Source organism: Serratia sp. CY84636 (genome assembly GCF_052166245.1).
Classification (GTDB): domain Bacteria; phylum Pseudomonadota; class Gammaproteobacteria; order Enterobacterales; family Enterobacteriaceae; genus Serratia; species Serratia nevei.
Map to the genome: position 1 here is coordinate 261,580 of NZ_JBJNOX010000006.1, position 26,510 is coordinate 288,089.

The 26,510-nt window shown below is 62.2% G+C and carries 22 protein-coding genes; 11 read left to right on the forward strand and 11 right to left on the reverse strand.

Going from position 1 to position 26,510, the window contains the following annotated elements:
* Window positions 1-16 precede the first annotated feature (16 nt).
* Both parE and ACJ8QI_RS18250 read left to right on the forward strand, forming a co-directional pair.
* Window positions 17-1,912, forward strand: a complete 1,896-nt coding sequence (gene parE / locus ACJ8QI_RS18245; RefSeq protein ID WP_025304305.1) for a DNA topoisomerase IV subunit B — start codon at window positions 17-19, stop codon at window positions 1,910-1,912.
* An 83-nt stretch (window positions 1,913-1,995) separates the two neighbouring features.
* Window positions 1,996-2,910, forward strand: coding sequence for a LysR substrate-binding domain-containing protein (locus ACJ8QI_RS18250; RefSeq protein WP_060424765.1), 915 nt, complete (start codon window positions 1,996-1,998; stop codon window positions 2,908-2,910).
* 5 nt (window positions 2,911-2,915) lie between these two features.
* On the opposite strand, the gene ACJ8QI_RS18255 is transcribed toward ACJ8QI_RS18250, so the two are convergent.
* Together ACJ8QI_RS18255 and ACJ8QI_RS18260 are read right to left on the reverse strand one after the other, a co-directional pair.
* A complete protein-coding gene (locus ACJ8QI_RS18255; protein ID WP_033638602.1) occupies window positions 2,916-3,224 on the reverse strand; it encodes a putative quinol monooxygenase in 309 nt (102 codons plus the stop codon).
* Between the two features lie 33 nt (window positions 3,225-3,257).
* Window positions 3,258-3,839, reverse strand: a complete 582-nt coding sequence (locus tag ACJ8QI_RS18260; RefSeq protein WP_038879461.1) for an NAD(P)H-dependent oxidoreductase — start codon at window positions 3,837-3,839, stop codon at window positions 3,258-3,260.
* Between the two features lie 315 nt (window positions 3,840-4,154).
* Here ACJ8QI_RS18260 and parC point away from each other — a divergent pair, with 315 nt between their 5' ends.
* The 3 genes from parC (at window position 4,155) to ftsP (ending at window position 8,957) form a co-directional block, all read left to right on the forward strand.
* Window positions 4,155-6,428 carry a DNA topoisomerase IV subunit A gene (gene parC / locus ACJ8QI_RS18265; protein ID WP_025304301.1) on the forward strand — a complete coding sequence of 758 codons (2,274 nt, stop codon included), beginning with the start codon at window positions 4,155-4,157 and terminating at the stop codon, window positions 6,426-6,428.
* A gap of 246 nt (window positions 6,429-6,674) precedes the next feature.
* Entirely contained in the window at window positions 6,675-7,409 is a 735-nt protein-coding gene (locus tag ACJ8QI_RS18270; protein WP_004937266.1) for a 1-acylglycerol-3-phosphate O-acyltransferase, read from the forward strand.
* Between the two features lie 132 nt (window positions 7,410-7,541).
* A complete protein-coding gene (gene ftsP, locus ACJ8QI_RS18275) occupies window positions 7,542-8,957 on the forward strand; it encodes a cell division protein FtsP (protein WP_442532908.1) in 1,416 nt (471 codons plus the stop codon).
* 17 nt (window positions 8,958-8,974) lie between these two features.
* Here ftsP and ACJ8QI_RS18280 read toward each other — a convergent pair whose 3' ends face one another.
* Window positions 8,975-9,886: a LysR family transcriptional regulator gene (locus ACJ8QI_RS18280; protein ID WP_049198459.1), complete on the reverse strand. Its 912-nt coding sequence runs from the start codon at window positions 9,884-9,886 to the stop codon at window positions 8,975-8,977.
* A gap of 137 nt (window positions 9,887-10,023) precedes the next feature.
* Between ACJ8QI_RS18280 and xapA the strand changes: the two genes are divergently transcribed.
* Window positions 10,024-10,845 (forward strand): xanthosine phosphorylase, encoded by an 822-nt coding sequence (gene xapA, locus ACJ8QI_RS18285; RefSeq protein ID WP_070915369.1) that lies wholly within the window; start codon window positions 10,024-10,026, stop codon window positions 10,843-10,845.
* Window positions 10,846-10,926: 81 nt separating this feature from the next.
* The gene (locus ACJ8QI_RS18290; RefSeq protein ID WP_442532909.1) at window positions 10,927-12,177 is read left to right on the forward strand and encodes a nucleoside permease; all 1,251 of its coding nucleotides are present in this window, start codon (window positions 10,927-10,929) and stop codon (window positions 12,175-12,177) included.
* 34 nt (window positions 12,178-12,211) lie between these two features.
* Here the strand turns inward: ACJ8QI_RS18290 and ACJ8QI_RS18295 are convergent, their stop codons facing one another.
* A complete protein-coding gene (locus ACJ8QI_RS18295; RefSeq protein ID WP_442532910.1) occupies window positions 12,212-13,144 on the reverse strand; it encodes a PfkB family carbohydrate kinase in 933 nt (310 codons plus the stop codon).
* The gene (locus ACJ8QI_RS18300; protein ID WP_442532911.1) at window positions 13,141-14,538 is read right to left on the reverse strand and encodes a purine-cytosine permease family protein; all 1,398 of its coding nucleotides are present in this window, start codon (window positions 14,536-14,538) and stop codon (window positions 13,141-13,143) included. The genes ACJ8QI_RS18295 and ACJ8QI_RS18300 overlap by 4 nt, the downstream gene beginning before the upstream one ends.
* A gap of 658 nt (window positions 14,539-15,196) precedes the next feature.
* Here ACJ8QI_RS18300 and ACJ8QI_RS18305 point away from each other — a divergent pair.
* Window positions 15,197-15,931: a GntR family transcriptional regulator gene (locus tag ACJ8QI_RS18305; RefSeq protein ID WP_442532912.1), complete on the forward strand. Its 735-nt coding sequence runs from the start codon at window positions 15,197-15,199 to the stop codon at window positions 15,929-15,931.
* 80 nt (window positions 15,932-16,011) lie between these two features.
* Complete coding sequence (locus ACJ8QI_RS18310) at window positions 16,012-18,180, forward strand: YgiQ family radical SAM protein (RefSeq protein WP_442532913.1); 2,169 nt, start codon at window positions 16,012-16,014, stop codon at window positions 18,178-18,180.
* Window positions 18,181-18,243: 63 nt separating this feature from the next.
* Here ACJ8QI_RS18310 and ACJ8QI_RS18315 read toward each other — a convergent pair whose 3' ends face one another.
* The 3 genes from ACJ8QI_RS18315 to yqhD all read right to left on the reverse strand — a co-directional run bounded on the left by ACJ8QI_RS18315 (window position 18,244) and on the right by yqhD (window position 21,268).
* The gene (locus ACJ8QI_RS18315; protein WP_060441017.1) at window positions 18,244-18,849 is read right to left on the reverse strand and encodes a transglycosylase SLT domain-containing protein; all 606 of its coding nucleotides are present in this window, start codon (window positions 18,847-18,849) and stop codon (window positions 18,244-18,246) included.
* A 143-nt stretch (window positions 18,850-18,992) separates the two neighbouring features.
* Window positions 18,993-19,817, reverse strand: coding sequence for a 2,5-didehydrogluconate reductase DkgA (gene dkgA, locus ACJ8QI_RS18320; RefSeq protein ID WP_442532914.1), 825 nt, complete (start codon window positions 19,815-19,817; stop codon window positions 18,993-18,995).
* A 287-nt stretch (window positions 19,818-20,104) separates the two neighbouring features.
* On the reverse strand, window positions 20,105-21,268 hold the full coding sequence (gene yqhD, locus ACJ8QI_RS18325; RefSeq protein WP_049196195.1) for an alcohol dehydrogenase: 1,164 nt from the start codon (window positions 21,266-21,268) through the stop codon (window positions 20,105-20,107).
* Between the two features lie 226 nt (window positions 21,269-21,494).
* Between yqhD and ACJ8QI_RS18330 the strand changes: the two genes are divergently transcribed.
* Window positions 21,495-22,382, forward strand: coding sequence for an AraC family transcriptional regulator (locus ACJ8QI_RS18330; protein ID WP_194243114.1), 888 nt, complete (start codon window positions 21,495-21,497; stop codon window positions 22,380-22,382).
* Window positions 22,383-22,389: 7 nt separating this feature from the next.
* Here ACJ8QI_RS18330 and ACJ8QI_RS18335 read toward each other — a convergent pair whose 3' ends face one another.
* Window positions 22,390-23,418 carry a zinc-dependent alcohol dehydrogenase family protein gene (locus ACJ8QI_RS18335; RefSeq protein ID WP_442532915.1) on the reverse strand — a complete coding sequence of 343 codons (1,029 nt, stop codon included), beginning with the start codon at window positions 23,416-23,418 and terminating at the stop codon, window positions 22,390-22,392.
* A 107-nt stretch (window positions 23,419-23,525) separates the two neighbouring features.
* On the opposite strand from ACJ8QI_RS18335, the gene ACJ8QI_RS18340 reads away from it, so the two are divergent.
* Window positions 23,526-24,446, forward strand: a complete 921-nt coding sequence (locus ACJ8QI_RS18340) for a LysR family transcriptional regulator (RefSeq protein ID WP_100395899.1) — start codon at window positions 23,526-23,528, stop codon at window positions 24,444-24,446.
* A 10-nt stretch (window positions 24,447-24,456) separates the two neighbouring features.
* Here ACJ8QI_RS18340 and ACJ8QI_RS18345 read toward each other — a convergent pair whose 3' ends face one another.
* Window positions 24,457-25,116, reverse strand: coding sequence for a DedA family protein (locus ACJ8QI_RS18345; protein ID WP_038879412.1), 660 nt, complete (start codon window positions 25,114-25,116; stop codon window positions 24,457-24,459).
* 145 nt (window positions 25,117-25,261) lie between these two features.
* Entirely contained in the window at window positions 25,262-26,458 is a 1,197-nt protein-coding gene (metC, locus tag ACJ8QI_RS18350) for a cystathionine beta-lyase (RefSeq protein WP_038879409.1), read from the reverse strand.
* Between the last annotated feature and the right edge of the window lie 52 nt (window positions 26,459-26,510).

Below are 26,510 nucleotides of genomic sequence, written 5' to 3' on the forward strand. Positions count from 1 at the left end.
GAAAAAATAATCAACGATGACTCAATCCAGCTATAACGCTGATGCCATTGAAGTACTCAGCGGTCTAGAACCAGTGCGCCGTCGTCCCGGCATGTATACCGACACGACGCGCCCAAACCACCTCGGCCAAGAGGTGATCGATAACAGCGTCGACGAAGCGTTGGCCGGTCACGCCAAGCGTATCGACGTGATTCTGCACGCCGATCAGTCGCTGGAAGTGATCGACGACGGCCGCGGCATGCCGGTGGACATCCACCCGGAAGAGGGCGTGCCGGCGGTTGAGTTGATCCTGTGCCGGCTGCACGCCGGCGGTAAATTCTCGAATAAAAATTACCAGTTCTCCGGCGGCCTGCACGGCGTTGGCATCTCGGTGGTCAACGCCCTGTCGAAACGGGTGGAAGTCAACGTGCGCCGCGACGGCAACGTCTACGGCATCGCCTTCGAAAACGGCGACAAGGTGCAAGATCTGACGGTGACCGGCACCTGCGGCAAACGCAATACCGGCACCAGCGTGCACTTCTGGCCGGACGAACAGTTCTTCGACAGCCCGCGTTTCTCGGTATCGCGCTTGACTCACCTGCTGAAAGCCAAAGCGGTGCTGTGCCCCGGCGTCGAGATCTATTTCATCGACAAGGTGAACAACACCGAACAGCGCTGGTGCTACCAGGACGGTCTGACCGACTACCTGATGGAAGCGGTCAACGGCCTGATTACCCTGCCGGAAGCGCCGTTCGTCGGCAATTTCGCCGGTGATACCGAAGCGGTGGACTGGGCGCTGCTGTGGCTGCCGGAAGGCGGCGAGCTGCTGACCGAAAGCTACGTCAACCTGATCCCGACCATGCAGGGCGGCACCCACGTCAACGGCCTGCGTCAGGGGCTGCTGGACGCGATGCGCGAGTTCTGCGAATTCCGCAATATTCTGCCGCGCGGCGTGAAGCTGTCGGCGGAGGATATCTGGGATCGCTGCGCCTACGTGCTGTCGGTGAAGATGCAGGATCCGCAGTTCGCCGGGCAGACCAAAGAGCGTCTCTCGTCGCGCCAGTGCGCGGCCTTCGTTTCCGGCGTGGTGAAAGACGCCTTCAGCCTGTGGCTGAACCAGAACGTTCAGGCGGCGGAACAGCTGGCCGAGCTGGCGATTTCCAGCGCCCAGCGCCGTCTGCGCGCCGCCAAGAAAGTGGTGCGCAAGAAGCTGACCAGCGGGCCGGCGCTGCCGGGCAAGCTGGCGGACTGCACCTCGCAGGATCTGGCCATGACCGAACTGTTCCTGGTGGAAGGGGACTCGGCGGGCGGATCGGCCAAGCAGGCGCGCGATCGTGAATATCAGGCGATCATGCCGCTCAAGGGCAAGATCCTGAATACCTGGGAAGTCTCCTCGGACGAAGTACTGGCCTCGCAGGAAGTGCACGACATTTCCGTGGCGATCGGCATCGATCCGGACAGCGAAGATCTCAGCCAACTGCGCTACGGCAAAATCTGCATCCTGGCGGATGCGGACTCCGACGGCCTGCACATCGCCACGCTGCTGTGCGCGCTGTTCGTGCGCCACTTCCGTTCGCTGGTGAAAGGCGGCCATGTCTATGTCGCCATGCCGCCGCTGTACCGTATCGATCTCGGTAAAGAGGTGTTCTACGCGCTGGATGAAGAAGAGAAAGCCGGCGTGCTGGAACAGCTGAAGCGCAAGAAGGGCAAGCCGAACGTACAGCGCTTTAAAGGGCTGGGCGAGATGAACCCGCTGCAGCTGCGCGAAACCACCCTCGATCCGAACACCCGCCGTCTGGTGCAACTGACGGTGGCAGAGGATGACGTCGATCAGACGCTGGCGGTGATGGACATGCTGTTGGCCAAGAAGCGTTCGGAAGATCGCCGCAACTGGCTGCAAGACAAGGGCGACATGGCCGAACTGGCGGTCTGAGCCTGACCCTGGCCCGGTGAAACGCCGGGCCTGCTTTCCCGCAGGGCGTTGCATGCGGCGCCCGTCAACCTGGGGCGAACCGCGTGAAGATCACCCTCGAAGAGCTGCTGGCGTTCACGGCGGTGGTCGACAGCGGTTCGGTCACCGCCGCCGCCGATCGGCTCGGCCAAACCACCTCCGGCGTCAGCCGCGCACTCAGCCGTCTGGAAACGAAGCTCGACGCTACGCTCTTGCGCCGCACCACGCGTCGCCTGAGCCTGACCGAAGAAGGGCAGAGCTTCCTGGCGCCTGCGCGAGAAATCCTGCGTTCGGTAGATCAGGCCGAAGAACTCATGGCGCTGCGGCGCCGGCTGCCCGCCGGTCGGCTGCGGGTCAACGCCGCCGCCCCTTTCATGGCGCACGTGCTGGTGCCGATGGTGGCGGAGTTCCGCCGCCGTTATCCGCAGATTGAGCTGGAGCTGGACACCGACGATCGCAATATCGACCTGCTGGAGAAACGCGCCGACATCGCGATCCGCATCGGCGCGCTGCGCGACTCTACGCTGCACGCGCGCCTGCTGGGCAACAGCCGGTTGCGCATTCTCGCCAGCCCGGATTACCTGCAACGGCATGGCGAACCGCGCGGCGTGGAAGATCTGCACCGCCATTGCCTGTTGGGATTCACCTATCCGGAGTCGCTGAACCAGTGGCCGCTACGCCACCGGCAGGCGCGGCATTTCGCCATCGAACCGACGATCTCGGCCTCCAGCGGGGAGACGCTGCGCGAGTTGGCGCTGCGTGGGGCGGGCATTGTCCAGCTGGCGGACTTTATGACGCGACGCGATCGGGAAGCGGGCAGGCTGGTGCCGCTGCTGGTGCGGGAGACGCTGGACGTGCGTCAACCGATCCACGCGGTGTATTACCACGACGCCCAGCTGGCGGCGCGCCTCACCTGTTTTCTCGACTACGTCAGCGCCCGCCTTGAGGGAGAACCGCCAGAGGCCGCAGAGGGCCTCTGAGGGGATTACAGTGCGTTTTCCAGCACGTAGATCTCGGTGCCCAGCACGTAGTCCTTGATGGTCTCGCGGTGCTTGAGCATATGGTCGATCTGCAGGTGTTTTTCCAGATGCGCCTGGCTTTGCCATTTTTCCAGCATAAACACCGAGTCCGGCGACAGTTTCTGCCAGGGGGCCTGGGTGTGGCTGTCTACCATCGGCGTGTATTCGCCGCAGCCTTCTTCCGCCAGCACCAGTGGCACCAGTTTTTCAATGGCTTGTAACACGGTGGCGCGGTGGCCGGGTTTGACTTTGATTTCTGCGATTACGGTGATCATCATTACCTCGTTGGTTAAGCCCTTCGCTGCCAGTTAAGCAAAAATTTCCGCCAGATGCTCGCGATAACGTGCGATGTCCGTTTCGATATCCGGTTGTTTTATCACGTCATTGCAGATAAAGGTTGGCAAGGCTTCCATCCCCAGGAACTGGTTGGCCTTGTGGAAGTGCAGGTAAACGCCGTCGACGCCGACGCCGTGGAAGAACTGGTTCGGATCGGTGAAAGCCTCGAGCGGGGCGTTCCAGGTCAGGCTCAGCAGGTATTTTTTTCCCTGAATCAGGCCGCCGGAACCGTACTTCTTGCCGGCGTCGGAGCGGGTGCGGCCATCGCTGGCGTACAGGCTGCCGTGGCCGGCGGTGAACACTTCGTCGATGTATTTTTTCAGGATCCACGGCTCGCCCATCCACCAACCCGGCATCTGATAGATGACCGCATCGGCCCACAGGTATTTCTGCACCTCGGCCTCGATGTCATAGCCGTCGTCGACCACCGTGACCTGCACATCGTGCTGCAGATCGCGCAGGAAGCTTTCCGCCACGTCGCTCAGGGTTTGGTTGAGTTCGCCGTTGGAATGGCCGAATTGCTTTTTAGCGTTGATAATCAGGATATTGCTCATCTTTTGCGGCTCCCGTCAGAGTTAAGATAGATGCCGTTTTCCGCTGCGGTGCGCAAAAACAGCTTGCTGAACGAGAGTGTAATCGTTGGCCAGGCAAGTAAAAACGTGGCGGCAGGCACAACAGTGTTGATTCTTAATCAACAATCACGGTGGAATTTTGCCTAAACGCCCCGGCGACAGCGCCTTCGGCCGGCGATCCTTGCGCCAACTGTGACAGCCACCCCGCAGATGGGTTACTATCGCGGGCAGAATCGACAAGCGATGCCTTATTGTCGTCCAGGGATTGCCAAGCCACGGTCTGAGGATAATTGAGTAATGAGTGATCTGACTCATGACGGTGTAGAGCGTTTACCGCTGCACACATTCACTGAAAACGCCTATCTGAACTATTCCATGTACGTCATCATGGATCGGGCGTTGCCGTACATTGGCGACGGCTTGAAACCGGTACAACGCCGCATCATCTACGCCATGTCTGAGCTGGGGCTGAACAACAGCGCCAAATTCAAGAAATCCGCCCGTACCGTGGGCGACGTGCTGGGTAAATACCACCCGCACGGCGACAGCGCGTGTTATGAAGCCATGGTGCTGATGGCGCAGCCGTTCTCGTACCGCTATCCGCTGGTGGACGGCCAGGGGAACTGGGGGGCGCCGGACGATCCCAAGTCGTTTGCGGCGATGCGTTATACCGAATCGCGCCTTTCCAAATACGCCGAAGTGCTGCTGGCCGAGCTGGGGCAGGGCACCGTCGACTGGATCCCGAACTTTGACGGCACGTTGCAAGAGCCGAAGATGTTGCCGGCGCGCCTGCCGAATATCCTGCTGAACGGCACCACCGGCATCGCCGTCGGCATGGCGACCGACATTCCGCCGCACAACGTGCGCGAAGTCGCGGCGGCGGCGGTGGCGCTGCTCGACAAGCCGGGCGCCTCGCTCGATGACCTGCTCGAATTCGTGCAGGGGCCGGACTTCCCGACCGAAGCCGAGATCATCACCCCGCGCGATGAAATCCGCAAAATTTACCAGAGCGGCCGCGGCTCGGTGCGCATGCGCGCCGTGTGGAAGAAAGAAGACGGTAGCGCGGTGATCACCGCCTTGCCGCATCAGGTGTCCGGCGCTAAGGTGCTGGAGCAGATCGCCAGCCAGATGCGCGCCAAGAAGCTGCCGATGGTCGAAGATTTGCGCGATGAGTCCGACCACGAAAACCCAACGCGTCTGGTGATCGTGCCGCGCTCCAACCGTATCGATCTGGAACAGGTGATGAACCACCTGTTCGCCACCACCGATCTGGAACGCAGCTACCGCATCAACATGAACATGATCGGTCTGGATAACCGCCCGCAGGTCAAAGGGCTGGTGGAGATCCTCACCGAATGGCTGGCCTACCGTCGCGACACGGTGCGCCGCCGCCTGAACTACCGCCTCGAGAAAGTGCTGAAACGCCTGCATATCCTCGAGGGTTTGCTGGTGGCGTTCCTCAACATCGACGAGGTGATCCACATCATCCGCAGCGAGGATGAACCGAAGCCGGTGCTGATGCAGCGTTTCGGCATCTCCGACACCCAGGCGGAAGCGATCCTCGAGCTGAAACTGCGTCACCTGGCCAAGCTGGAAGAGGTCAAGATCCGCGGCGAGCAGGATGAGCTGGCGAAAGAGCGCGATCAGCTGCAGGCGCTGCTGGCGTCCGAGCGCAAACTGAACACGCTGATTAAGAAAGAGATCCAGGCCGACGCGCAGACCTACGGCGACGATCGCCGTTCGCCGCTGACCGAGCGTGCGGAAGCCAAGGCGATGAGCGAGCACGACTTCGTGCCGTCCGAGCCGGTGACCATCGTGCTGTCTGAAATGGGCTGGGTGCGCAGCGCCAAGGGCCACGACATCGATCCGGCCGGCCTGAGCTACAAGGCCGGCGACAGCTTCCGCGGCGCGGCGCGCGGCAAGAGCAACCAGCCGGTGGTGTTCATCGACTCCACCGGGCGCAGCTACGCGCTCGATCCGATGACGCTGCCTTCGGCGCGCGGGCAGGGCGAGCCGCTGACCGGCAAGCTGACGCCGCCGCCGGGCGCCACCATTGAGCAGGTGCTGATGGCGGCCGACGATCAGAAGCTGCTGATGGCGTCCGATGCCGGTTACGGCTTCGTTTGCACCTTCAACGATCTGGTGGCGCGCAACCGCGCCGGCAAGGTGATGATCACGCTGCCGGACAACGCCAGGGCGCTGCCGCCGATGGAGATCCACGGCGCAGACGACATGCTGCTGTCGATCACCGCCGCCGGGCGCATGCTGATGTTCCCGGTTGCCGATCTGCCGCAGCTGTCGAAGGGCAAAGGCAACAAGATCGTCTCCATTCCGGCAGCCCAGGCGGCGGCCGGTGAAGACAAGCTGGCCTGGCTGTTCGTGCTGCCGCCGCAGGCGTCCGTCACGCTGCACGTCGGCAAACGCAAGCTGACGCTGCGGCCGGAAGATCTGCAGAAGTTCCGTGCAGAGCGCGGTCGCAAGGGCACCCAGCTGCCGCGCGGCCTGCAGCGTATCGATCGCGTTGAAGTGGATGCGCCGGTGCGGGCGTCGGGCGGCGACAGCGAAGAGTAAGCGTTGGCGCTAGCGTTAACGGGCGGTCGCAGCATGCTGTGGCCGCCCTATTTATTTTTGCTGGCGTTTATTTTCCAAATAGTTAACATTTCTGCGCATAAAATTATTGTGCGTATTGCCGGCTGGCGGGAAAATAGCGAGAAAGGCAGGCGACATCGGCGTGCTTATCGCCTGGCCGGCAAATAATGAGTAAAGGAATCTGCGCAGCGAAGTAAACTGCGTTGGCAGTGTGCTAATGAGGTTGTTATGTTATTGATTTTGCGTGCCGTTCTCGCCACTCTTTTCTGTATTCTGGTGTGTATTTTCGGTTCTGTTTATTGCTTGTTCAGCCCGCGCAATCCCCGCCATGTGGCGACCTTCGGCCACCTTTTCGGCCGCCTGTCGACGCTGTTCGGCATCAAGGTTGAAACCCGCGTGCCGGCCGATGCGGCCAACAACGGCAACTGCATCTATATCGCCAACCACCAAAATAACTACGACATGGTGACGGCCTCGAATATCGTGCAGCCGCGCACCGTGACCGTCGGTAAAAAAAGTCTGGTGTGGATCCCGTTTTTCGGCCCGCTGTATTGGCTGACCGGTAATCTGCTGATAGATCGTGATAATCGCGCCAAGGCGCACGGCACCATCGCCCAGGTGGCGGAGCAGTTCAAAAAGAAAGACATTTCGATCTGGATGTTCCCGGAAGGGACCCGCAGCCGCGGTCGCGGGCTGATGCCGTTTAAAACCGGCGCGTTTCACGCGGCTATCGCCGCCGGCGTGCCGATTGTGCCGATCTGCGTATCGACCACCAGCGGTAATATAAATCTTAATCGCTGGAATAACGGTCATGTGATCGTCGAGATGTTGGCGCCGGTGGATACCAGCAAATACGGCAAAGAAAACGTGCGCGAGCTGGCGGCCCATTGCCGCGAGCTGATGGAGGCGAAGATCGCCGAATTGGACGCCGAAGTCGCCCAGCGCAACGCCGCCAAAAAATAAGAGTCTACCGGCTTCAAAGAATACGTTTTTAATTGGCGTTCAGCGCCGTTAACGCCTGAGCGCCTGCTAATCTTGATTGGCGGGCGTTTGGGTTTTGCACACGGTTTAGTTATTGCTTTTCATGGAGAAAATATGTCACTCAGTCGACGTCAGTTTTTACAGGCATCGGGCCTGGCGCTGTGCGCGAGCGCCGTGCCGCTGAGGGCAGAGGCGAGCGGAACGCAGACCCCATTACCCATTCCGCCGCTGCTGGAGTCTCGCCGCGGTCAGCCGCTGTTCCTGACCCTGCAGCGCGCCCACTGGGCGTTTATGGATAACCGCAAAGCGGCGGTGTGGGGCGTCAACGGCATGTATTTGGGGCCGACGGTGCGGGTTTACAGCGGCGACGACGTCAAGCTGATCTACAGCAACCGCCTGCAGGAGCCGGTGGCGATGACCGTCAGCGGGCTGCAGGTGCCGGGCACGCTGATGGGCGGCGCGCCGCGCATGATGTCGCCGAACGTCGACTGGTCGCCGGTGCTGCCTATTCGTCAGGCGGCGGCCACCTGCTGGTACCACGCCAACACGCCGAACCGCATGGCGCCGCACGTTTACAACGGGCTGGCCGGGCTGTGGCTGGTGGAAGATGCCGTCAGCAAAGCGCTGCCGCTGCCCAACCACTACGGCGTCGACGATTTCCCGCTGATCATTCAGGACAAGCGCTTCGATAACTTCGGCACGCCGCAATACGATGCGCCGTCGCAGGGAGGCTTCGTCGGCGATACGCTGTTGGTTAACGGCGTGCAAAACCCGTATGTCGAAGTGTCGCGCGGCTGGGTGCGTTTGCGCCTGCTTAACGCCTCTAACGCGCGCCGCTATACCCTGCAGCTCAGCGACGGGCGCTCATTCAACGTGATCGCCAGCGATCAGGGCTTCCTGCCCGCGCCGGTCGCGGTGCAGCAGCTGTCGCTGGCGCCGGGCGAACGCCGGGAAGTGCTGATCGACATGTCGAAGGGCGACGAGGTGACCATCACCGCCGGTGAAGCGGCGGGCATCATGGATCGCCTTCGCGGCCTGTTCGAGCCGTCGAGCATTCTGGTGTCCACCCAGGTGCTGACGCTGCGCCCGACCGGCCTGCTGCCGCTGGTGACCGACAACCTGCCGATGCGCCTGCTGGCGGATCAGCTGTTGGACGGCAGCGCCAGCCGCACCCGCGATTTCCGCCTGGGCGACGGCGGCGTTGGCATCAACGGCGCGATTTGGGATATGAACCGCATCGACGTGCAGGCGCAGCAAGGCACCTGGGAACGCTGGAACATTCATGCGGATACGCCGCAGTCGTTCCATATTCAGGGCGTGCAGTTCCTGATCAAACGCGTCAACGGCGCGCAGCCGATGGCGGAAGATCGTGGCTGGAAGGACACCGTCTGGGTCGATGGCGACGTCGAGCTGCTGGTGTATTTCAACCAACCTACCTCCGAACACTTCCCGTTCCTGTATTACAGCCAGACGCTGGAAATGGCCGATCGCGGCACCGCCGGCCAGCTGATGGTGCAGCCGACGATGTAATCTGCGCTGCGGGCCGCTTACGGCGCCCGCAGCATCTCCAGAAAGGCCTGCACCACCGGTGTGACGCTGTCGGCGCGGTAAACCGCATACAGATCCGCCGGCGGCGCCTGTTGCAGCGAGCAAAAGCGGACGCCGGGCCACGGAATGCGGCCGTAGCTGTCCGGCAGCAGCGTAATGCCGCAGCCTTCCGCCACCAGCGCCAGCAGGGTTTGCGGCTCGTTGACCTGATAAGCGACGTCCGGCAAGAATCCCTGCTGCAGACACAGATTGTGCAGATACAGCCCCAGGCTGGCCTCATGCGGCGGCAGCACGATGAAGCTATCGTTCTGCAGCGCCGCCAGCGGGATGTTTTCCTGCTGCGCCAGCGGATGATCGAGCGGCAGCACCACGGCGATGCTTTCGCTCGCCAACCGTTGGCAGGTCAACCCCGGCAGCGTCTGCTGCTGCGCCTCTCGCCAGACCCCGATATCGATATGCCGCTTTTGCAGCGCGGCGATTTGCTGGCTGGGCGTCAGCTCGTTCAACGACCAGGTGACGCCGGCGCTTTGCTCGCTGAACCGCCGCAGCGCCGCGATCAGGCCGCCCCAGGCCGAGGTGCCGACCATGCCGACCACCATGTGGCCGCCTTCGCCGCGCCCCATCTGTTGCACCTGATGCAGCGCGCTGTCGGCCTGATCCAGCAGCCGCTCGACGTTGCGCAGCAGCGTGCGGCCGGCCGGCGTCAGCGTCATGGAGCGGGTGGTGCGTTTGAACAGCACCACGCCGAGCTGGCTCTCCAACTCCTTGATGTGCTTGCTGAGCGGCGGCTGTGACATATTCAGCCGCCGAGCCGCCTGGGTGAAGTTCATCTCTTCCGCCACCACGCGGAAATAGTGCAGCAGGCGGAAGTTAATCCGGCCGGGATCGGGCAGGGCATGGGGCTGATTCATCCGGGATATCGTCTCCTTGTGACGCAGCTCAACTTATAGGTAAATGGAATAAATCGGCCGCCAAGAATGTATTGGTCTCGGCTGAGCCTCGCTCTCTACTATGGGGATTATTATCCCCCGCTGAAAGAGAGAATACGATGTTTAATCAAGAAGATGCTTTTACCTGCGCCGATGTCGTCCGCGCACGCCTGCCGGATTTCCAGCCGAAAGCGGCCTTGATTCTCGGCTCCGGGCTCGGCGCCCTGGCGGAGGTGATGACCGAAACCGTCACCATCGACTACGCAGAGCTGCCGGGCTTTCCGGTGAGCGGCGTCGCCGGCCATGCCGGGCAGCTGGTCGCCGGCAAGCTGGAGGGCGTACCGGTATTGTGCATGAAAGGGCGCGGTCATTTCTATGAAGGGCGCGGCATGCAGGTGATGACCACCGCAGTGCGCACCTTCAAACTGCTGGGCTGCGAATTCCTGCTGGCGACCAACGCCGCCGGTTCGCTGCGCCGCTCGGTGGCGCCGGGCAGCCTGGTGGCCATTACCGATCACATCAATTTCATGCCGGAATCGCCGCTGGTCGGCGCCAACGACGAGCGCTTCGGGCCGCGCTTCTTCAGCCTGGCGAACGCCTACGATCGCGATCTGCGCGCCCAGCTGGCGGCGGTGGCCGAAAGCGCGGGCATTCCGCTGGCGGAAGGGGTATTCGCCGCTTACACCGGGCCGAATTTCGAAACGCCGGCGGAGATCCGCATGATGCAGACCCTGGGCTGCGACGTGGTGGGGATGTCGATCGTGCCGGAAGTCCTGACGGCGCGCCACTGCGGCCTCAAGGTGCTGGTGGTGTCCGCGATGACCAACTACGCCGAAGGGCTGTCGGATACGCCGCTCTCCCATGAACAAACGCTCAGCTGCGCGGCGCTGGCGGCGGACGATTTCATGCGCCTGATCCGCGAGCTGTTCAAAACGCTGTAATAGCGCAAGCAAACCGGCGGCGGGCTGCAGGGGGCCTGCCGCATCAATCATCGTTGAAAGCATAATAACAAGGTGATGGCGATGGCGATAAAAACACGATTGAAGGTCATGATTTTCCTGCAGTTCTTTATCTGGGGTGCCTGGCTGGTCACGCTGGGCTCATACATGATCAACACGCTGCATTTCAGCGGCATGCAGGTGGGGATGGTTTACAGCGCCAAAGGCATCGCTGCGCTGATCATGCCGGGGCTGGCGGGCATCATTGCCGATCGGTGGATGAAGGCCAACTCTCTGTATGCGCTTTGCCACCTGCTCGGGGCACTGGCGCTGTACTGCGCGGCGCAGGTCGAGCAACCGATGCTGATGTTCTGGGTGATGCTGTTCAACGCCATGGTCTATATGCCGACCATCGCGCTCTCCAACGCCATTTCCTATTTTTGCCTCGAGAAGCACGGCTTTGACACGGTGAAGGACTTTCCGCCGGTGCGGGTGTACGGCACGGTGGGGTTCATTCTGGCGATGTGGCTGGTCGGCTTTAGCCAAATCGAGCTCAGCAATCTGCAGCTGTACCTGGCTTCTGCGGCGTCGCTGCTGCTGTCCGCCTATTCGCTGACGCTGCCGCGCTGCCCGACCAACCGCGCGGCCGAGTCAAAGAGCTGGGTGAGCGTGCTGGGGCTGGATGCGCTGGTGCTGTTCCGCCAGCGGCGCATGGCGCTGTTTTTCCTGTTCGCCATGTTGCTTGGGGCGGCGCTGCAGATAACCAATACCTTCGGCAACCCGTTCCTGCACGATCTGTCGCTCAATCCGCTGTATCAGGACAGCCTCAGCGTCCGGTATCCGGCGGTGCTGCTGTCGCTGTCGCAGATCTCTGAAGTGTTCTTTATCCTCACCATTCCCTTCTTCCTGCGCCGTTACGGTATCAAGCAGGTGATGCTGATCAGCATGGCGGCCTGGACGCTGCGTTTCCTGTTCCTGGCGTACGGCACGCCGGTCGGCTTTGGTTTCGTTCTGCTGCTGCTGTCGATGATCGTCTACGGTTGTGCGTTCGACTTCTTTAATATCTCCGGCGCCATCTTCGTCGAGAAAGAGGCCGATCACCGCATCCGCGCCAGCGCGCAGGGGCTGTTCATGACCATGGTGAACGGGTTGGGCGCCTATCTCGGGGCGCTCGCCAGCGGCGAGGTGGTGGACTTCTTCAGCCATGACGGCGTGAAAGACTGGCAGAGCATCTGGCTGGTGTTTGCGCTGTATACGCTGGTGCTGGGGATCGTGTTCGCGTTGAGCTTCAACTACCGCCACTCGCCGCATGAGAGCGCGGTGGCGGCGCAGTAAGGCAGGGGGCGCAGCCTGGCTGCGCCCTGAAACGTCAGGCCTGCGGGAAGCGCTGTTGCAACTGCTGCCAGTCCGGCGGATTGGCGGCCCCGAGGCTGGCCACCACGCAAGCAGCGACCCGGTTGGCCAGATCGACCGCCTGCGGCAGCGGCCAGCCGGCGGACAGGCCCGTCAGTAAACCGGCGCAGTGGGCATCGCCCGCGCCGATGGTATCGACGACGTCTACCGGATAGGCGGGAACGTGCAGCGGCGGCGTGAGGCCGTCGCAGATCCATGCGCCGTCGCGATCCAGGCGGCAGATCAGCGTCAGATTACGGGCGGCGGCATAGCGCTGCGCGGCCTCCACGGCGTCGCCGGCGCCGCACAGCGCGGCCACTTCGTCGCGGTTGAGCGTCAATAGGGTGTGGCTGTCGCTGAGCATGGCGAAGAAATCTTCACTGAGCTGAGCGATGCGCGGGCCGGGATCGATCAGGCGCGGTTGGTCGAACGGCATGCGCGTCAGCCACTCGCGCAGCGCTTCGCCGCTTTCGCCCGCCAGCTCGTAGCCGCTGGCGTAGATCAGGGTGTGCTCCGTCAGCGGCAGCGTCGCCAGCTGCGCTTTATTCCATTGGCTTTCGCAGCCGGAAACCGTGATGAAGGTGCGTTCGCCGTCCGGCTCCACCAGCGCCAGGCACCAGCCGTTGTCCATCTGGCCGTGGCGCAACAGCACCTCCAGCCCCAGCTCGCCCATGGCGGCTTCGGCAGCCGCGCCCCATTCGCCGTTGCCAACCGGCATGCCGTTAATCACCGGCGTTTCCAGGCGCACCAGCGCGCGCGCCACGTTGAACGCGCAGCCGCCGATTTGCCGCGCCTGCGGCTGGGCTTCGATATCTTCGCCGCTGGTCGGCAGGCGCGGCAGCGTCATCACCAGATCGCCGACCGCGCCCCCAATAACCAGGACAGGTGTTACAGCTTCCCACTCACTCATTGATGTTCTCTGCGTTGGGTCAGGTACAGACCGTAAGCGATCAGACTCACCGCGAACGACACAAACAGCCCCAGGCTGGAATCGGCGAACAAGCCTTTGGCCAGCGGGCCGTCGATAAAACCGGTTTTGGTGACCAGCAGGCCGCACAGGGCGCCGAGGAACCAGCAGAACAGCGGGGCTTTGCGCACGCCGCGGTTCTGGCCATGCAGGCCGTACAAAGCGTTGCCATCATACCCGTGGCGGCGGCGCAGGCACAGGTAATCGAGCAGGAAAATCGCCTCCCAGGCCGCCAGGAAGACGCCGCAGAACACCAGGAAGGAGATGAACGGCCCCATGAAATCGCCGGAGATGAACAACACATACAGGGCGATGCCCAGCACTACGGCCGCGTCGATCGACACCGCCAGCCACTGTTTGACCTGCACGCCGATGGTCAGCAGGTTAAGGCTGGCGGAATACAGGCTGAGCACCGCGATGGTGACGATGCCGGCGGTGGCGGCCAGCAGATAAGGGATCGCCATCCAGGCGGGCAGCACGGAGCCTATCAGCGCGATGGGGTTGGCGGCGCTGGCCAGATCGGGCAGCTGCACGGAAAGCAGGATGCCGGCCAGCATCAGCAGCATCAGCGGCAAACAGGCGCCGCCCATTACCGCGGCGAAAATGCTTTTGCTCGACGAGCTCGGGCTTTGATAGCGGCTGTAATCGGCGCCGGCAATCGCCCAGCTGATGCCGGTGCCGGCGGCGATCACCGATACCGCCGGCAGGAAGCCGGTCAACCAGCTGCCGGAAGGCAGCGCCAGCACCTGGCTCCACTCGGTGTTGAACAGGATATAGAGCACCACGATCAGCGTCATGGTGCCGAAGATGCGGCTGAACCAGCTTTGCATCCAGACCACGGTATTTTGCCCCAGCAGGCTGACGACGACAGTGAGTCCGCCGAACAGCAGCAGGCTGAGCGCGGTCAGCAGGTGGCTGCTACCCAACCCGAAGGCCTCGAACAGCGCCGCCAGCGTCAGGGTGCCGGTGATCACATTGACCGCTTCCCAGCCCATCAGGTTGATCCAACTGAACAGGGTGGGCGCCACGTTGCCCTTCAGGCCGAAAATCACCCGCGAGAGCGTCAGCGTAGAGGTGCGCCCGCGCTTGCCGGCGAAGCTGGTGAGGCCGACCAGCACGAAGCTGGCGACGCCGAGTAGCGCGGCGAGTACCGATTGCAGGAAGGATAAGCCGAAGCCGACGATAATGGCGCCGTACACCACGCCGAGAATGCCGATATTGGCCGCCGACCAGACCCAAAACAGCTCGATGGGCTTGCCGGTCTGTTCCGCGTCCGGCACCCGATCGATACCGGTGCTTTCTACCTTCCATGCTTCATTGCGATTGAAATCGGTCATAGCAAATGATCCCTGTAGCGCAGGGCCGCGAGGGCCGCTGCAGTTGACTGAAAATCGATTCCGTTGGCGCGGTTGACGCCGGCTATTCCGTTGTCGGTGAAGACGCCGATTCCGCGCAGTGTGTAGCGGCTGAGACCGCCGGGTCTGTCAAAATGAGGGCGGTATCCGCCTTATCGGGTGAGGCACGTCGGCCGCACGGCGCCAATGAGTGTAGTCAAAGAGTGGGTCTGCAGCGGGGTTTGGCGAAGCGGGAACGTTTCTATTTGCCGACATCGATCCGTTGCGCCCACCGCAAGGGGATCCTGTGATGTGGCTATGAGCAGTGAGCAAGCTATCCATTAGCTACGTTGCTTATTCTAGGCCGTTTGTGCTGACAGTATATCCCCGCTACCGGCCATCAAGGGTATCCTTTAGGGCTGGCAGCGGGTTTTTTATTGTTTTTAAAGTGGGTCCCTGGTGTTGGTGCGATTGATGTATCAACATCAATAAGCACAGATTACGCGCGATCTAGATCCAATGAAAGTCCATTAGGCAAAAATTGTGATGCCACTCTGAAAACATTAGCGATATTTTAGTTAAGGTGAGGGGCTTATCGCCGGATCGGCGATAGGATAAAAAACGAAATCCAGACAAATGGCATAGGTAAGAGGGCGGGCGAATGACGGATTTTATGGCCTGGCTGCGTGGCCATCTGGCGCAGGGGGCGGTAGCGCCGCGTTATATTCAGCTGGCGACGGCGATAGAAAACGCAATCAGGCAGCAGGTGTTGGCGGCGGAGGCGTTTTTGCCGCCGGAACGGCAGATGGCGGAAGGCCTAGGGCTGTCGCGCGTCACCGTCAGCAAGGCGATGAAGCTGCTGGAGGAGAAGGGGCTGATTTCGCGGCAGCAGGGCGTTGGCACCCGCGTGGCGATGCGCATCGGCTATTCCCTTGATAAGGACAGCGGTTTCACCGCTCAGGCGCTGCGCCACGGCAGCAGCGTCAGTAACCGATGGTTGCTGCGCACCCGGGTCGGCGCGCCGGCCAAGGCCGCGGCGGCGCTGGGGCTGGCGGAGGGGGATGAGGTGATCAAACTGCGGCGTTTGCGCTTGCTGAACGGCAGCCCGGTCTCGCTGGAAACCACCTATATTCCGCCGCGCTTCCTGCCCGAACCGGGACAGCTGGAACATTCGCTGTATGCGTTATGGCAATCGCGCGGCATCGTGCCTGAAGATAAACACTTTCTGCTGAAGGCGGTGTCCTGCAGCGACGAGGTCGCCGAGCTGCTCAACGTGCCGTGCGGCGCGCCGTTGTTGCACATCACCCAGACCAGCCGCAATGCCCAGGGCGAGGCGCTGGAGTTCAGCGATATCCTGTGTCGCAGCGACGTTTATGAATTCGAAGTGAACGGTTAGCGAAATAACCATGCTCTTTTTGCTGCTAGTGCGTATAATCGCCGCCCGGCGATTAATTAACCTGTAAAAAGAGCAGCAGAATGAGCACCACCAGCCTGATCCAACCCGATCGTGAACTGTTTTCCTATAAGCCTTATTGGGCTGAATGTTTTGGCACCGCGCCGTTTTTACCGATGTCGCGAGCAGAGATGGATCAACTGGGCTGGGACAGCTGCGACGTGATCATCATCAGCGGCGACGCCTATGTCGATCACCCGAGCTTCGGCATGGCGATCATCGGCCGCATGCTGGAAGCGCAGGGCTTCCGCGTCGGCATCATCGCGCAGCCGGACTGGAGCAACAAAGAAGATTTCATGCGGTTGGGGAAACCGAACCTGTTCTTCGGCATCACCGCCGGCAACATGGACTCGATGATCAACCGCTATACCGCCGATCGCAAACTGCGCCACGACGATGCTTACACCGCCGGCAACGTCGGCGGCAAACGCCCAGATCGCGCTACCCTGGTTTACAGCCAGCGTTGTAAAGAAGCCTACAAAGACGTGCCGATCGTGCTGGGCGGCATCGAAGCCAGCCTGCGCCGCATCGCCCACTACGATTACTGGTCTGATACCGTGCGCCGCTCGGTGCTGGTGGATTCCAAAGCCGACATGCTGATCTACGGCAACGGCGAACGCCCGCTGGTGGAAGTGGCGCATCGCCTGGCCGCCGGCGAGAAGATCGGCGACATCCACGATATTCGCAATACCGCGGTGATGCGCAAAGAAGCGCTGCCGGGCTGGAGCGGCGTGGATTCCACCCGTCTCGACAAGCCGGGCCGCATCGAAGCTATCCCGAACCCGTACGGCGACGATCTGCCGTGCGCCGACGGCGCCAAGCCGAAAGAGCCGGAAGCCAAGCCTGTCACCGTGCGCGCCGCCAAGCCGAAGCCGTGGGAGAAGACCTACGTGCTGCTGCCGTCCTTCGAGAAAGTGAAGGGCGACAAGGTGCTGTATGCGCACACCTCGCGCATTTTGCACCATGAAACCAACCCGGGCTGCGCCCGTGCGCTGATGCAGAAACACTGTGACCGCTACGTGTGGATCAACCCGCCGGCGATCCCGCTGACCACGCCGGAGATGGACAGCGTCTTCGCGCTGCCTTATCAGCGCGTGCCGCATCCGTCCTACGGCCAGGATCGCATTCCGGCCTATGACATGATCCGTTTCTCGGTGAACATCATGCGCGGTTGCTACGGCGGCTGCTCGTTCTGTTCGATCACCGAGCACGAAGGGCGCATCATCCAGAGCCGTTCGGAAGATTCGATCGTTCGCGAAATCGAAGAGATCCGCGACAAGGTGCCGGGCTTTACCGGCGTGATCTCCGATCTCGGCGGCCCGACCGCCAACATGTATATGCTGCGCTGCACCAACCCGCGCGCCGAGCAGACCTGCCGCCGCGCCTCGTGCGTGTATCCGGAGATTTGCACCTACATGGACACCAACCACGAGCCGACCATCAAACTGTATCGCCGTGCGCGTTCGCTGGAGGGCATCAAGAAGATCCTGATCGCTTCCGGGGTTCGTTACGATCTGGCGGTGGAAGATCCGCGTTATATCAAGGAGCTGGCGACCCACCACGTCGGCGGCTACCTGAAGATCGCGCCGGAGCACACCGAAGAAGGGCCGCTGTCGAAGATGATGAAGCCGGGCATGGGCAGCTACGATCGCTTCAAGCAGCTGTTTGATCACTATTCGAAGCAGGCGGGCAAAGAACAGTATCTGATCCCGTACTTCATCTCGTCGCACCCGGGCACTCGTGATGAAGACATGGTGAACCTGGCGCTGTGGCTGAAGAAGAACCGTTTCCGCCTCGATCAGGTGCAGAACTTCTATCCCTCGCCGATGGCCAACTCCACCACCATGTATTACAGCGGCAAAAACCCGCTGAGCAAGGTGGGGTACAAGAGCGAAGACGTGGTGGTGCCGCGCGGCGATCGCCAGCGTCGCCTGCATAAGGCGCTGCTGCGTTACCACGACCCGGCCAACTGGGCGCTGATCCGCACCGCGCTGGAAGAGATGGGGCTGAAGCACCTGATCGGCAGCCGCCGCGAGTGTCTGGTGCCGGCGCCGAGCATCGACGAGCAGCGCGAAGCGAAACGCCTGCAGCGCCATACCCGGCCGGCGCTGACCAAGCATACCGATATCAATCGGCAGCGCACGCCGTCCAACCGGCCGCCGCGCAAACCGATTCGCAAAGCCAAGCCGTAACGGCCACGCCGCGTGCGCAAACAAAAAGGAGAACCCTGGGGTTCTCCTTTTTACTTTTGCTCATCACAAACTATCGTAGGCGGCTTCCACTTTCATCAAATGGCGCGGCGCCTGCGGAGCGGGGTGGTATTTGCGCACGTGCCAGTTAAAGGCTTCCGGCGACAGGTTGTTGATCATCGCGATGGCCTGCTGACGGTTGCTGGAGAAGGTGCGCAGCAGCGCGCCGGTGCCGTTGACGTAGGCGATGATGGTGGCGTAGCGCAGCGTAACAGGGTTCGTGATCCCTTTAAGCTGCTGTTTTTGCAAGGTGGCCAGGTAGGCGGCGCCGAGATCGATATTGGTGTCGGGATCCCGCAGGTCGTCAGCGTCCGGGCAACCGCGTTTGCCTTTGTAGCGGTAGGCATCGCAGCCGGCGGTATCGGCTTTCAGCTGCATCAGGCCGATAGCGTTGGATTTGCTCACCGCCGCGGGGTTGAAGCCGGACTCCACCTGGATCATGGCGGTGATCAGCTTGGCGTCCACGCCGTATTCGCTGGCGGCGTCTTTAATGGCGCTATCGAAAGCGTGGCGATCGTAGCTGACGCGCTGTTTCTTGCCGGCGCAACCCGCCAGCACCAGCATGACGCAAAGCATGCCCAGCCGTAACCCGTGTGAGAAAGAGAATTTCATGGTGCTCCGTGCTTGTCTGTTTTTTTAACGGCGTTAACCGGCGGGCGAGGCCTCCGGCGTCGTCATCATAACGTCAGGCGGCGCAAGGGAGCAATGCGCGGGAAGGAAAAGCCCCCTCCGACGGGAGAGGGCTTGGGGAGGGGTTACAGGGTATCCGGATCCGGCCCGAGGCGGTTGCCGACGTCCAGCTTGGCGATCTCGCCCAGTTCGTCCTTATCGAGTTTGAAATCAAACACCTCGAAGTTTTCGCGGATGCGCGACGGCGTGACCGATTTCGGGATCACGATAAGGCCGCTGTCCAGGTGCCAGCGCACCACGATCTGCGCCGGGGTTTTCTCGTATTTCTCGGCCAGCGCCTTGATCAGCGGCTGGTCGAACACCCCTTCACCACCCTGCGCCAGCGGGCTCCAGGATTCGGTGGCGATATGGTGCGTGGCGTTCCAGGCGCGCAGCTGGCGCTGTTGCAGCAGCGGGTGTAGCTCTATCTGGTTGACGACCGGCGCCACGTTGGTTTCATCCAGCAGGCGCTGCAGGTGCGGCGTATGGAAGTTGCATACGCCGATGCTTTTGACCAGGCCTTGATCGCGCAGCTTGATCAGTTCGCGCCAGGCGGAGACGTATTGATCTTGCTGCGGGCGCGGCCAGTGGATCAGGTACAGATCCACATAGTCCAGCCTGAGTTTTTCCAAACTGGTTTCCAGCGCCGCCAGTGGATCGCCCTGAGCGTCGTTCCACAGCTTGGTGGTGATGAACAGCTCGCTGCGCGGCAGCGAACTGGACTGCAGTGCGGCGCCGACTCCTTCCTCGTTCTTGTAGATCGCGGCGGTGTCGATGGAGCGGTAACCGATCTCCAGCGCTTTGCTCACCGCGCGGGTGGTCTCTTCAATACTCGCCTGCCAAACGCCGAGACCCAACTGCGGCATCAGATTACCATCGTGGAGTTTGATGATGGGTTGTTGCGTTGTCATGCGCATCTCCTTGTGTACGGATTGCGGCGCCTGCGGCACCGAAACGGCTATAGATAAATTCTAGTTGGCAAAATGGGCGGTTGCCGGGTTTGCCAGCCTAATTTCAGCGGTGGCGGGAGGGCGACTTTCTCCCCGCTCTCCCTGCGAATGAGCGGTAAGACGGGTGGTGCGAAACGATCGGCGGCGCGCGGAGGCGCCCGACGGCACCCGGTGATCGGCCGGGCGCCGGATGCGGCGAAAAATGGCTGGCGGAGACTAAAGCCTAGCAAAAAATCGCCGTTTTGCGATTAACGCGCCGCTTCGTAAATGCGGCGGCTGACGTCCAGGGTGATGTCCTGATGCTCGCCCAGGGCGGTCATGCCGTGCTGATGCAGCTTGTCGAGCAGCGCCGGAATGCTGCTGCCGTCGAGCTGATAATCCGCCATGCGGGTCGGTACGCCCATCTGCTCGAAGAAGGCGCGAGTGGCGGCGATGGCGCCGTCGATGCGGCTGTCTTCGCTGCCTTCGCGCAGGCCCCAGACGCGGTCAGCGTACTGCAGCAGTTTTTCGCGCTTCTGCGCTTTCTTCTCGTGCAGCAGCGCCGGCAGTACGATGGCCAGCGTTTGCGCGTGGTCGAGATCGTGCATGGCGGTCAGCTCGTGGCCCAGCATGTGGGTCGCCCAGTCCTGCGGCACCCCGGCGCCGATCAGGCCGTTCAGCGCCATGGTGGCGCTCCACATCACGTTGGCGCGCACCCCATAGTTTTCCGGTTCGGCCAGCGCGCGCGGGCCGTCTTCCAGCAGGGTCAGCAGCAGGCCTTCGGCGAAGCGATCCTGCACCTTGGCGTCCACCGGGTAGGTCAGGTATTGCTCCAGGGTGTGCACGAAGGCGTCGACCACGCCGTTGGCGATCTGGCGCGGCGGCAGCGAGTAGGTCACCACCGGATCCAGTACGGCGAAGCGCGGCTGCACCAGCGGCGAGAAAAAGTGCTGCTTGTCGCCGCTGCTTTTACGGGTGATCACCGCGCCGCTGTTGGATTCGGAACCGGTGGCCGGCAGCGTCAGCACGCAGCCCATCGGCACCGCGTCGGCGATGTGGCTGCCGACGGTCTGCAGGATATGCCAGGCGTCGCCGTCGGCGGTGTAACGGGCGGCGGCGGCGATGAACTTGGTGCCGTCAACCACCGAACCACCGCCGACCGCCAGCAGGAAATCGATGTTTTCCGCCTTCACCACCTCGACCGCTTTCATCAGCGTTTCGTAGGTCGGGTTCGGCTCGATGCCGGAGAACTCCCGCACGTCGCGGCCGGCCAGCGCGCTGTACACCTGATCCAGCACGCCGTTCTTCTTCACGCTGCCGCCACCGTAGGTGATCAGGATGCGTGCGTCCGCCGGGATCTGGCCGGCCACTTCGGCAATTTGGTCCTTGCCGAACAGGATTTTGGTTGGGGTATGCAGAATGAAGTTTTGCATGGATGATTTCTCTCTTTCTGTCAGGCGGGCGCCAACGTGGCGCAAAGGTTTCTGGCCCGTATTGTCAGGAACCTGGCGGCAACGCACAATGCACATTCCTGTTTGGTTCTTGCCTATTCCTACAAGTCGCTGTAGAAATGGCGAGTTTTAAATTATTATTTATGCCGAATCGTTCTGACTGTAAGAGGGTGTTTCCGTGATTGAAATCGATGCGCAGCGCAGCCGCATGGCGCGCCAGGCGATGGCTATCGCCACCGGCAACGGCTACACGCCGTCACCGGTGCCGCGGGTCAAGATCCTGTATGTCGATCGCCACAGCCCGCGCCAACCGGTGATGTACGAGCCGGGGATCGTGATCGTCTTTCAGGGGCACAAGGTGGGCTATTGCGGCAACAAGATGTTCCAGTACGATCCGCGCAACTACCTGCTGATGACGGTGCCGCTGCCGTTCGAGTGCGAAACCTTCGCCAGCCCGGAACTGCCGCTGGTTGGGTTGGCGGTCAATATCGATACCCAAATGCTGCAGGACTTGCTGATCGACATCGGCGACGACGACTACCTGATGCAACCGCGGGCGGAGAGCAACGGGGTGAACCTGGCCGAGCTGACGGAAGAGCTGCTGTGCGCCACCGAACGCCTGCTGGACGTGATGGCCAAGCCGCTCGATGCCCGGGTGCTGGGGCCGCAGATCGTGCGCGAAATCCTTTACTACGTGCTGCGCGGCACCTGCGGCGCGTCGCTGCAGGAGCTGGTCAACCGCCATACCCACTTCAGCCAGATCGCCAAGGCGCTGCGGCGCATAGAAAATCAATATGCCGACAACCTCAACGTCGAACAGTTGGCCAGCGAGGTCAACATGAGCGTCTCGGCGTTCCACCACAACTTCAAGGCGGTGACCAACACCTCGCCGCTGCAATACGTGAAGTCGTACCGGCTGCATAAGGCGCGCCTGTTGATGGTGCATGACGGCCTGAAGGCCAGCACGGCGGCGATCCGCGTCGGCTATGAGAGCGCGTCGCAGTTCAGCCGTGAATTCAAGCGCCTGTTCGGCATGACGCCGAGCGATGAAATCGCCCGGCTGCGCGACGCCAACCCGCTGCTGCTGGAGGGCTGAACCGCGTTTACGGGGTCAGGACGATCTTGCCGAACGGCCCGCGATCGAGGTGATCCAACGCCTGCGGCAGCTGATCGAAACGGTAGACCTGGTCGATCACCGGCTGCAGGTTGACGGCGTCCACGGCGCGCACCAGATCTTCCAGCGCGCGGCGGTGGCCGACGCCGATGCCCTGGATCTCCGCCGATTTCAGCAGCAGCAGGCCGGCGGAGGCGGAAATCTCGGCGCCCGCCAGCACGCCGATCACCGAGATGCGGCCGCCCACCGCCACGGCGCGTACCGAGTTGCCCAGATTCGGGCCGCCGACGGTGTCGATCACATGGTCGATGCCGCGATCCTGCGTCAGCGCATAAATTGCTTCCACCCAATCGCCGTTCAGCCGGTTGATGCCGTGACTGGCGCCCAGCGCCTGGGCACGCGCCAGCTTTTCATCGCTGCCGGAGGTCACATATACCTCGGCGCCGTGCGCTTTGGCGATCTGCAGCGCGAACAGCGCCACCCCGCCGGTGCCTTGCACCAGCACCGTCTCGCCGGCATGCAGCTTGCCTTGCTCCACCAGCGCAAACCAGGCGGTTAGCCCGGCGCACGGCAGGGTGCTGGCCTGCACGTCGTCCAGCGACGCCGGCGCCGCCACCAGCCAGTCCTCATGCAAAATCACATATTCCGCCAGCACGCCCTGATAGAAGCCGCCGAGGGTGTGGTAAGGCACCTGGCGCGCATTGCCGTACGGTTTTTGCCGGCCGTCGAGCCAGCCGGGGCTGAAGGTAGAGATGACCCTGGCGCCGGGTTGGAAACGGCTGACGCCGGGGCCGATAGCGTCGACCTCGCCGGCCATGTCCGAGGCGGGGGTGAACGGCTGCGGCAGCGTCAGCCCCATGCCGTTTTCGATCATCAGCTTGTCGCGGTAGTTGAGCGCTACCGCTTTCACTTTCACTCTGATTTCGTGTGGCCCCGGCTGCGGGATCGCGTCGGCGGTCAACCGCAGGTGTTCACGTCCCAGGGCGTCCATCGTCCAGCGTTGCATCGTGTCGGTCATGATGTTCTCCAAAGTCAGCGATTAACGACCGGTCGATAATATCGTTGATGGAGGTTCGCCAGTGGCGATAAGATTTCCGAAGATTGTTTCTTTCAGGGCGACAAATCATGAGCGATCGATTGAGCGGCATTTCGGTATTCGTCACCGCCGTGGAGGCGGGCAGTTTTGCGTTGGCGGCCAGCCGGCTGCACCTGTCGCGTTCGGCGGTGGGGAAAACCATCGCCCGGCTGGAACAGCGGCTGGGCGTGCGGCTGTTTCATCGCACTACCCGCAGCCAGAGCCTGACCGACGACGGCGCGTTATTCTATGAGCGCTGCCTGCGAGCGCTGGAGGAGATCCGCAGTGCGGAAACGCTGCTGGAGTCGGGCAAGCGACAGGTCAGCGGCCGGCTGCGGGTATCGATGCCGGTGCTGTTTGGCCGCATGTGCATTGCGCCGCTGTTGACCGAGCTGACGCGCGAGCACCCGGGCCTGGAGCTGGAGCTGTCGTTCAACGATCGGGTGGTGGATCTGATTGAGGACGGCTTCGACATGGCGATCCGCAACGGCACGCTGGCCAACAGCGGCGGGCTGGTGGCGCGCCGCATCGGCGATCATCGCATGACGCTGTGCGCCTCGCCGGCCTATCTGCAGCGGTGCGGCGAGCCGCACAGCATCGAACAGCTGGCGCAGCATGAGGCGGTGACCTATATGCGCGCCGGTGCGCGGCGCAGCTGGTTGGTATTGGATAGCGACGGCAAGCCGCAGGAAGTGATGCCGACTAACCGGCTGCAAATGGATGATCTGCAGGCGATTGCTGATGCGGCGACGGCGGGGTTCGGCATTGCCTGGCTGCCGTGCTGGCTGGTGCGTGAGCAGCTGTTGAGCGGGGCGCTGGTGCGCTTGCTGCGCGACCGGCCGGGCGCCGCCTTTGAAGCGCATGCGGTGTGGCCGCACACGCCTCACCTGCCGCTGAAGGTGCGGCTGGCGGTGGATACGCTAGTGAGCAAGTTGCCCGCCAGTCTGGCGTTGGTCGAGAAGGCGCTGTAGCGCGCCGGGCTCAGGAGGAGGCGCGCTTTTTACGCCAAATGACCAGCATGGCGCCCAGCAGGCCGACGAACAGCAGCAGCAGCGGCAGCAGCATCAGGCCTGTCATCACCTGGCTTTCGTAGCGCTTCACCAGCGGAATTTGGCTGAAAGCGTAGCCAAGGCCCACCAGCGCACAAACCCAGATCGCCGCGCTCAGCCAGTTGAACACCTGGAAGCGTGAGCTGTTGAGCCCGGAAATGCCGGCCATGGTCGGCAGCAGCGTGCGCACGAAGCCGAGGAAGCGGCCGATCAGCAGCGCCGTCAGCCCGTGGCGGTTGAACAGGTTATGCGCGCGTTGGTGATATTGCGCCGGCAGCTGCAGCAACCAGCCCTTCACCAGGCCGGTGTGGCCCAGCCAGCGGCCCTGGATATAGCTCAGCCAGCAGCCGAGGCCGGCGGCAGCGGTCAAAATCAGCAGGGTGGGGGCAAAGCCCATCACGCCTTTGGCGATCAGCGCACCCGACAGCAGCAGCAGGCTGTCGCCGGGGAGGAAGGAGGCGGGCAGCAGTCCGTTTTCCAAAAACAGAGTGGTGAAAAGTACGGCGTAAACCACCCAAATTACGCTTGGATCGGCGAGGGCAATAAAGTCCTGCTGCCAAAGCGCATGAATAATCTCTCGTAATACATCCATTTTATGTCCTGTTGCATGCCGGTTGCGCCCGGGGTCACGTTCTCCAGGGTGCGGCGGTTACCGTATCTGACAGTTACCCGGATAGTGTACCGCTAATAGCTTAAGCCGACATTAAACGAGACGAAGAAAATTAGCGGAATCCGCCTTAGCGCACGCCGTTGAGGCGATCGAAACCGGCCGCCAGATCGGCGATCAGGTCTTCGACGTTCTCCAGGCCGATGTGCAGGCGCACCAGCGTGCCGGAGAAATCGACGCCGCCCGCCGGACGGATCGCTTCCAGCTCTTCCGGCTGGTTGGCCAGGATCAGCGACTCGAAGCCGCCCCAGGAGTAGGCCATGCTGAAGTGGCTGAAGTTGTCCAGGTAGGCGGCCAACTGCGCATCGTCCAACCGCTCTTTCAGCACGAAGGAGAACAGCCCGTTGCAGCCGCTGAAGTCGCGGCGGTAGAACTCGTGGCCCTTGCAGCTGGGCAGGGCCGGGTGATTGACCGTCGCCACTTCCGGCCGTGCCGCCAGCCAGTGGGCGACTTCGATGCTGCTGCGTTCGTGCTGCTTCAGGCGTACGCTCAGGGTGCGCAGGCCGCGGCTCGCCATGTAGGCGGTGTCGGCATCCACCATTTGCCCCATCAGGTAGGAGTACTCGCGCAGCCGATCCCAACAGCGCGCGTTGGCGACGGCGGTGCCGAGCATGTAATCGGAATGGCCGATCAGGTATTTGGTGCCGGCCTGAATCGAAATGTCGATGTCGAAATCCAACGCCTTGAACAGCACGCCCGCCGCCCAGGTATTGTCGATCATGATCACCACCTCCGGCGCCACGGCGCGAATGGCCTGCACCATCGCCGGAATGTCCTGCACTTCCAGGGTGATGGAGCCGGGGGATTCCAGGAACACCACGCGGGTATTGGGTTGGATCAGCGTGGCGATGTCGGCGCCGATCAGCGGATCGAAATAGGTGGTGCTGACGTTCATGCGGCCGAGGATATGGGTGCAGAAATCCTGGGTCGGTTCGTACGCCGAACCCGTGACCAGCAGGTGATCGCCGGCGCCGACGAACGACAGGATCGCATTGGCCACCGCCGCTGCGCCGCAGGGGTACAGCACGCAGCCGGCGCCGCCCTCCAGCTCCACCATCGCATCCTGCAGGGCAAAGTGGGTCAGCGTGCCGCGTCGGCCGTAAAACAGCTCGCCGTGGGCGCGCTGCGCGGTGGCATGCTTTTTGGCGGCGACGGAGTCGAAAACCAAAGAAGAGGCGCGTTGCGTGACGGGATTGACGGAGCCCTGGGTGTAGCGTTTGCCGCGGCCGGCGCCGATCAGCGTGGTTTCGATGTGTTTTGACGTCATGGTACCTGGCTCACCTCTGGTTGCTCTGCACGTGCCCGTTTACGATAGCCCT

Bases quoted from the DNA above. Each gene is read 5' to 3' on its own strand.
- parE (WP_025304305.1), top strand. From the start codon at position 17: ATGACTCAATCCAGCTATAACGCTGATGCCATTGAAGTACTCAGCGGT.
- ACJ8QI_RS18255 (WP_033638602.1), bottom strand. From the start codon at position 3,224: ATGATCACCGTAATCGCAGAAATCAAAGTCAAACCCGGCCACCGCGCC.
- ACJ8QI_RS18260 (WP_038879461.1), bottom strand. From the start codon at position 3,839: ATGAGCAATATCCTGATTATCAACGCTAAAAAGCAATTCGGCCATTCC.
- parC (WP_025304301.1), top strand. From the start codon at position 4,155: ATGAGTGATCTGACTCATGACGGTGTAGAGCGTTTACCGCTGCACACA.
- ACJ8QI_RS18270 (WP_004937266.1), top strand. From the start codon at position 6,675: ATGTTATTGATTTTGCGTGCCGTTCTCGCCACTCTTTTCTGTATTCTG.
- ftsP (WP_442532908.1), top strand. From the start codon at position 7,542: ATGTCACTCAGTCGACGTCAGTTTTTACAGGCATCGGGCCTGGCGCTG.
- ACJ8QI_RS18280 (WP_049198459.1), bottom strand. From the start codon at position 9,886: ATGAATCAGCCCCATGCCCTGCCCGATCCCGGCCGGATTAACTTCCGC.
- xapA (WP_070915369.1), top strand. From the start codon at position 10,024: ATGTTTAATCAAGAAGATGCTTTTACCTGCGCCGATGTCGTCCGCGCA.
- ACJ8QI_RS18290 (WP_442532909.1), top strand. From the start codon at position 10,927: ATGGCGATAAAAACACGATTGAAGGTCATGATTTTCCTGCAGTTCTTT.
- ACJ8QI_RS18295 (WP_442532910.1), bottom strand. From the start codon at position 13,144: ATGAGTGAGTGGGAAGCTGTAACACCTGTCCTGGTTATTGGGGGCGCG.
- ACJ8QI_RS18300 (WP_442532911.1), bottom strand. From the start codon at position 14,538: ATGACCGATTTCAATCGCAATGAAGCATGGAAGGTAGAAAGCACCGGT.
- ACJ8QI_RS18305 (WP_442532912.1), top strand. From the start codon at position 15,197: ATGACGGATTTTATGGCCTGGCTGCGTGGCCATCTGGCGCAGGGGGCG.
- ACJ8QI_RS18310 (WP_442532913.1), top strand. From the start codon at position 16,012: ATGAGCACCACCAGCCTGATCCAACCCGATCGTGAACTGTTTTCCTAT.
- ACJ8QI_RS18315 (WP_060441017.1), bottom strand. From the start codon at position 18,849: ATGAAATTCTCTTTCTCACACGGGTTACGGCTGGGCATGCTTTGCGTC.
- dkgA (WP_442532914.1), bottom strand. From the start codon at position 19,817: ATGACAACGCAACAACCCATCATCAAACTCCACGATGGTAATCTGATG.
- yqhD (WP_049196195.1), bottom strand. From the start codon at position 21,268: ATGCAAAACTTCATTCTGCATACCCCAACCAAAATCCTGTTCGGCAAG.
- ACJ8QI_RS18330 (WP_194243114.1), top strand. From the start codon at position 21,495: ATGGCGCGCCAGGCGATGGCTATCGCCACCGGCAACGGCTACACGCCG.
- ACJ8QI_RS18335 (WP_442532915.1), bottom strand. From the start codon at position 23,418: ATGACCGACACGATGCAACGCTGGACGATGGACGCCCTGGGACGTGAA.
- ACJ8QI_RS18340 (WP_100395899.1), top strand. From the start codon at position 23,526: ATGAGCGATCGATTGAGCGGCATTTCGGTATTCGTCACCGCCGTGGAG.
- ACJ8QI_RS18345 (WP_038879412.1), bottom strand. From the start codon at position 25,116: ATGGATGTATTACGAGAGATTATTCATGCGCTTTGGCAGCAGGACTTT.
- metC (WP_038879409.1), bottom strand. From the start codon at position 26,458: ATGACGTCAAAACACATCGAAACCACGCTGATCGGCGCCGGCCGCGGC.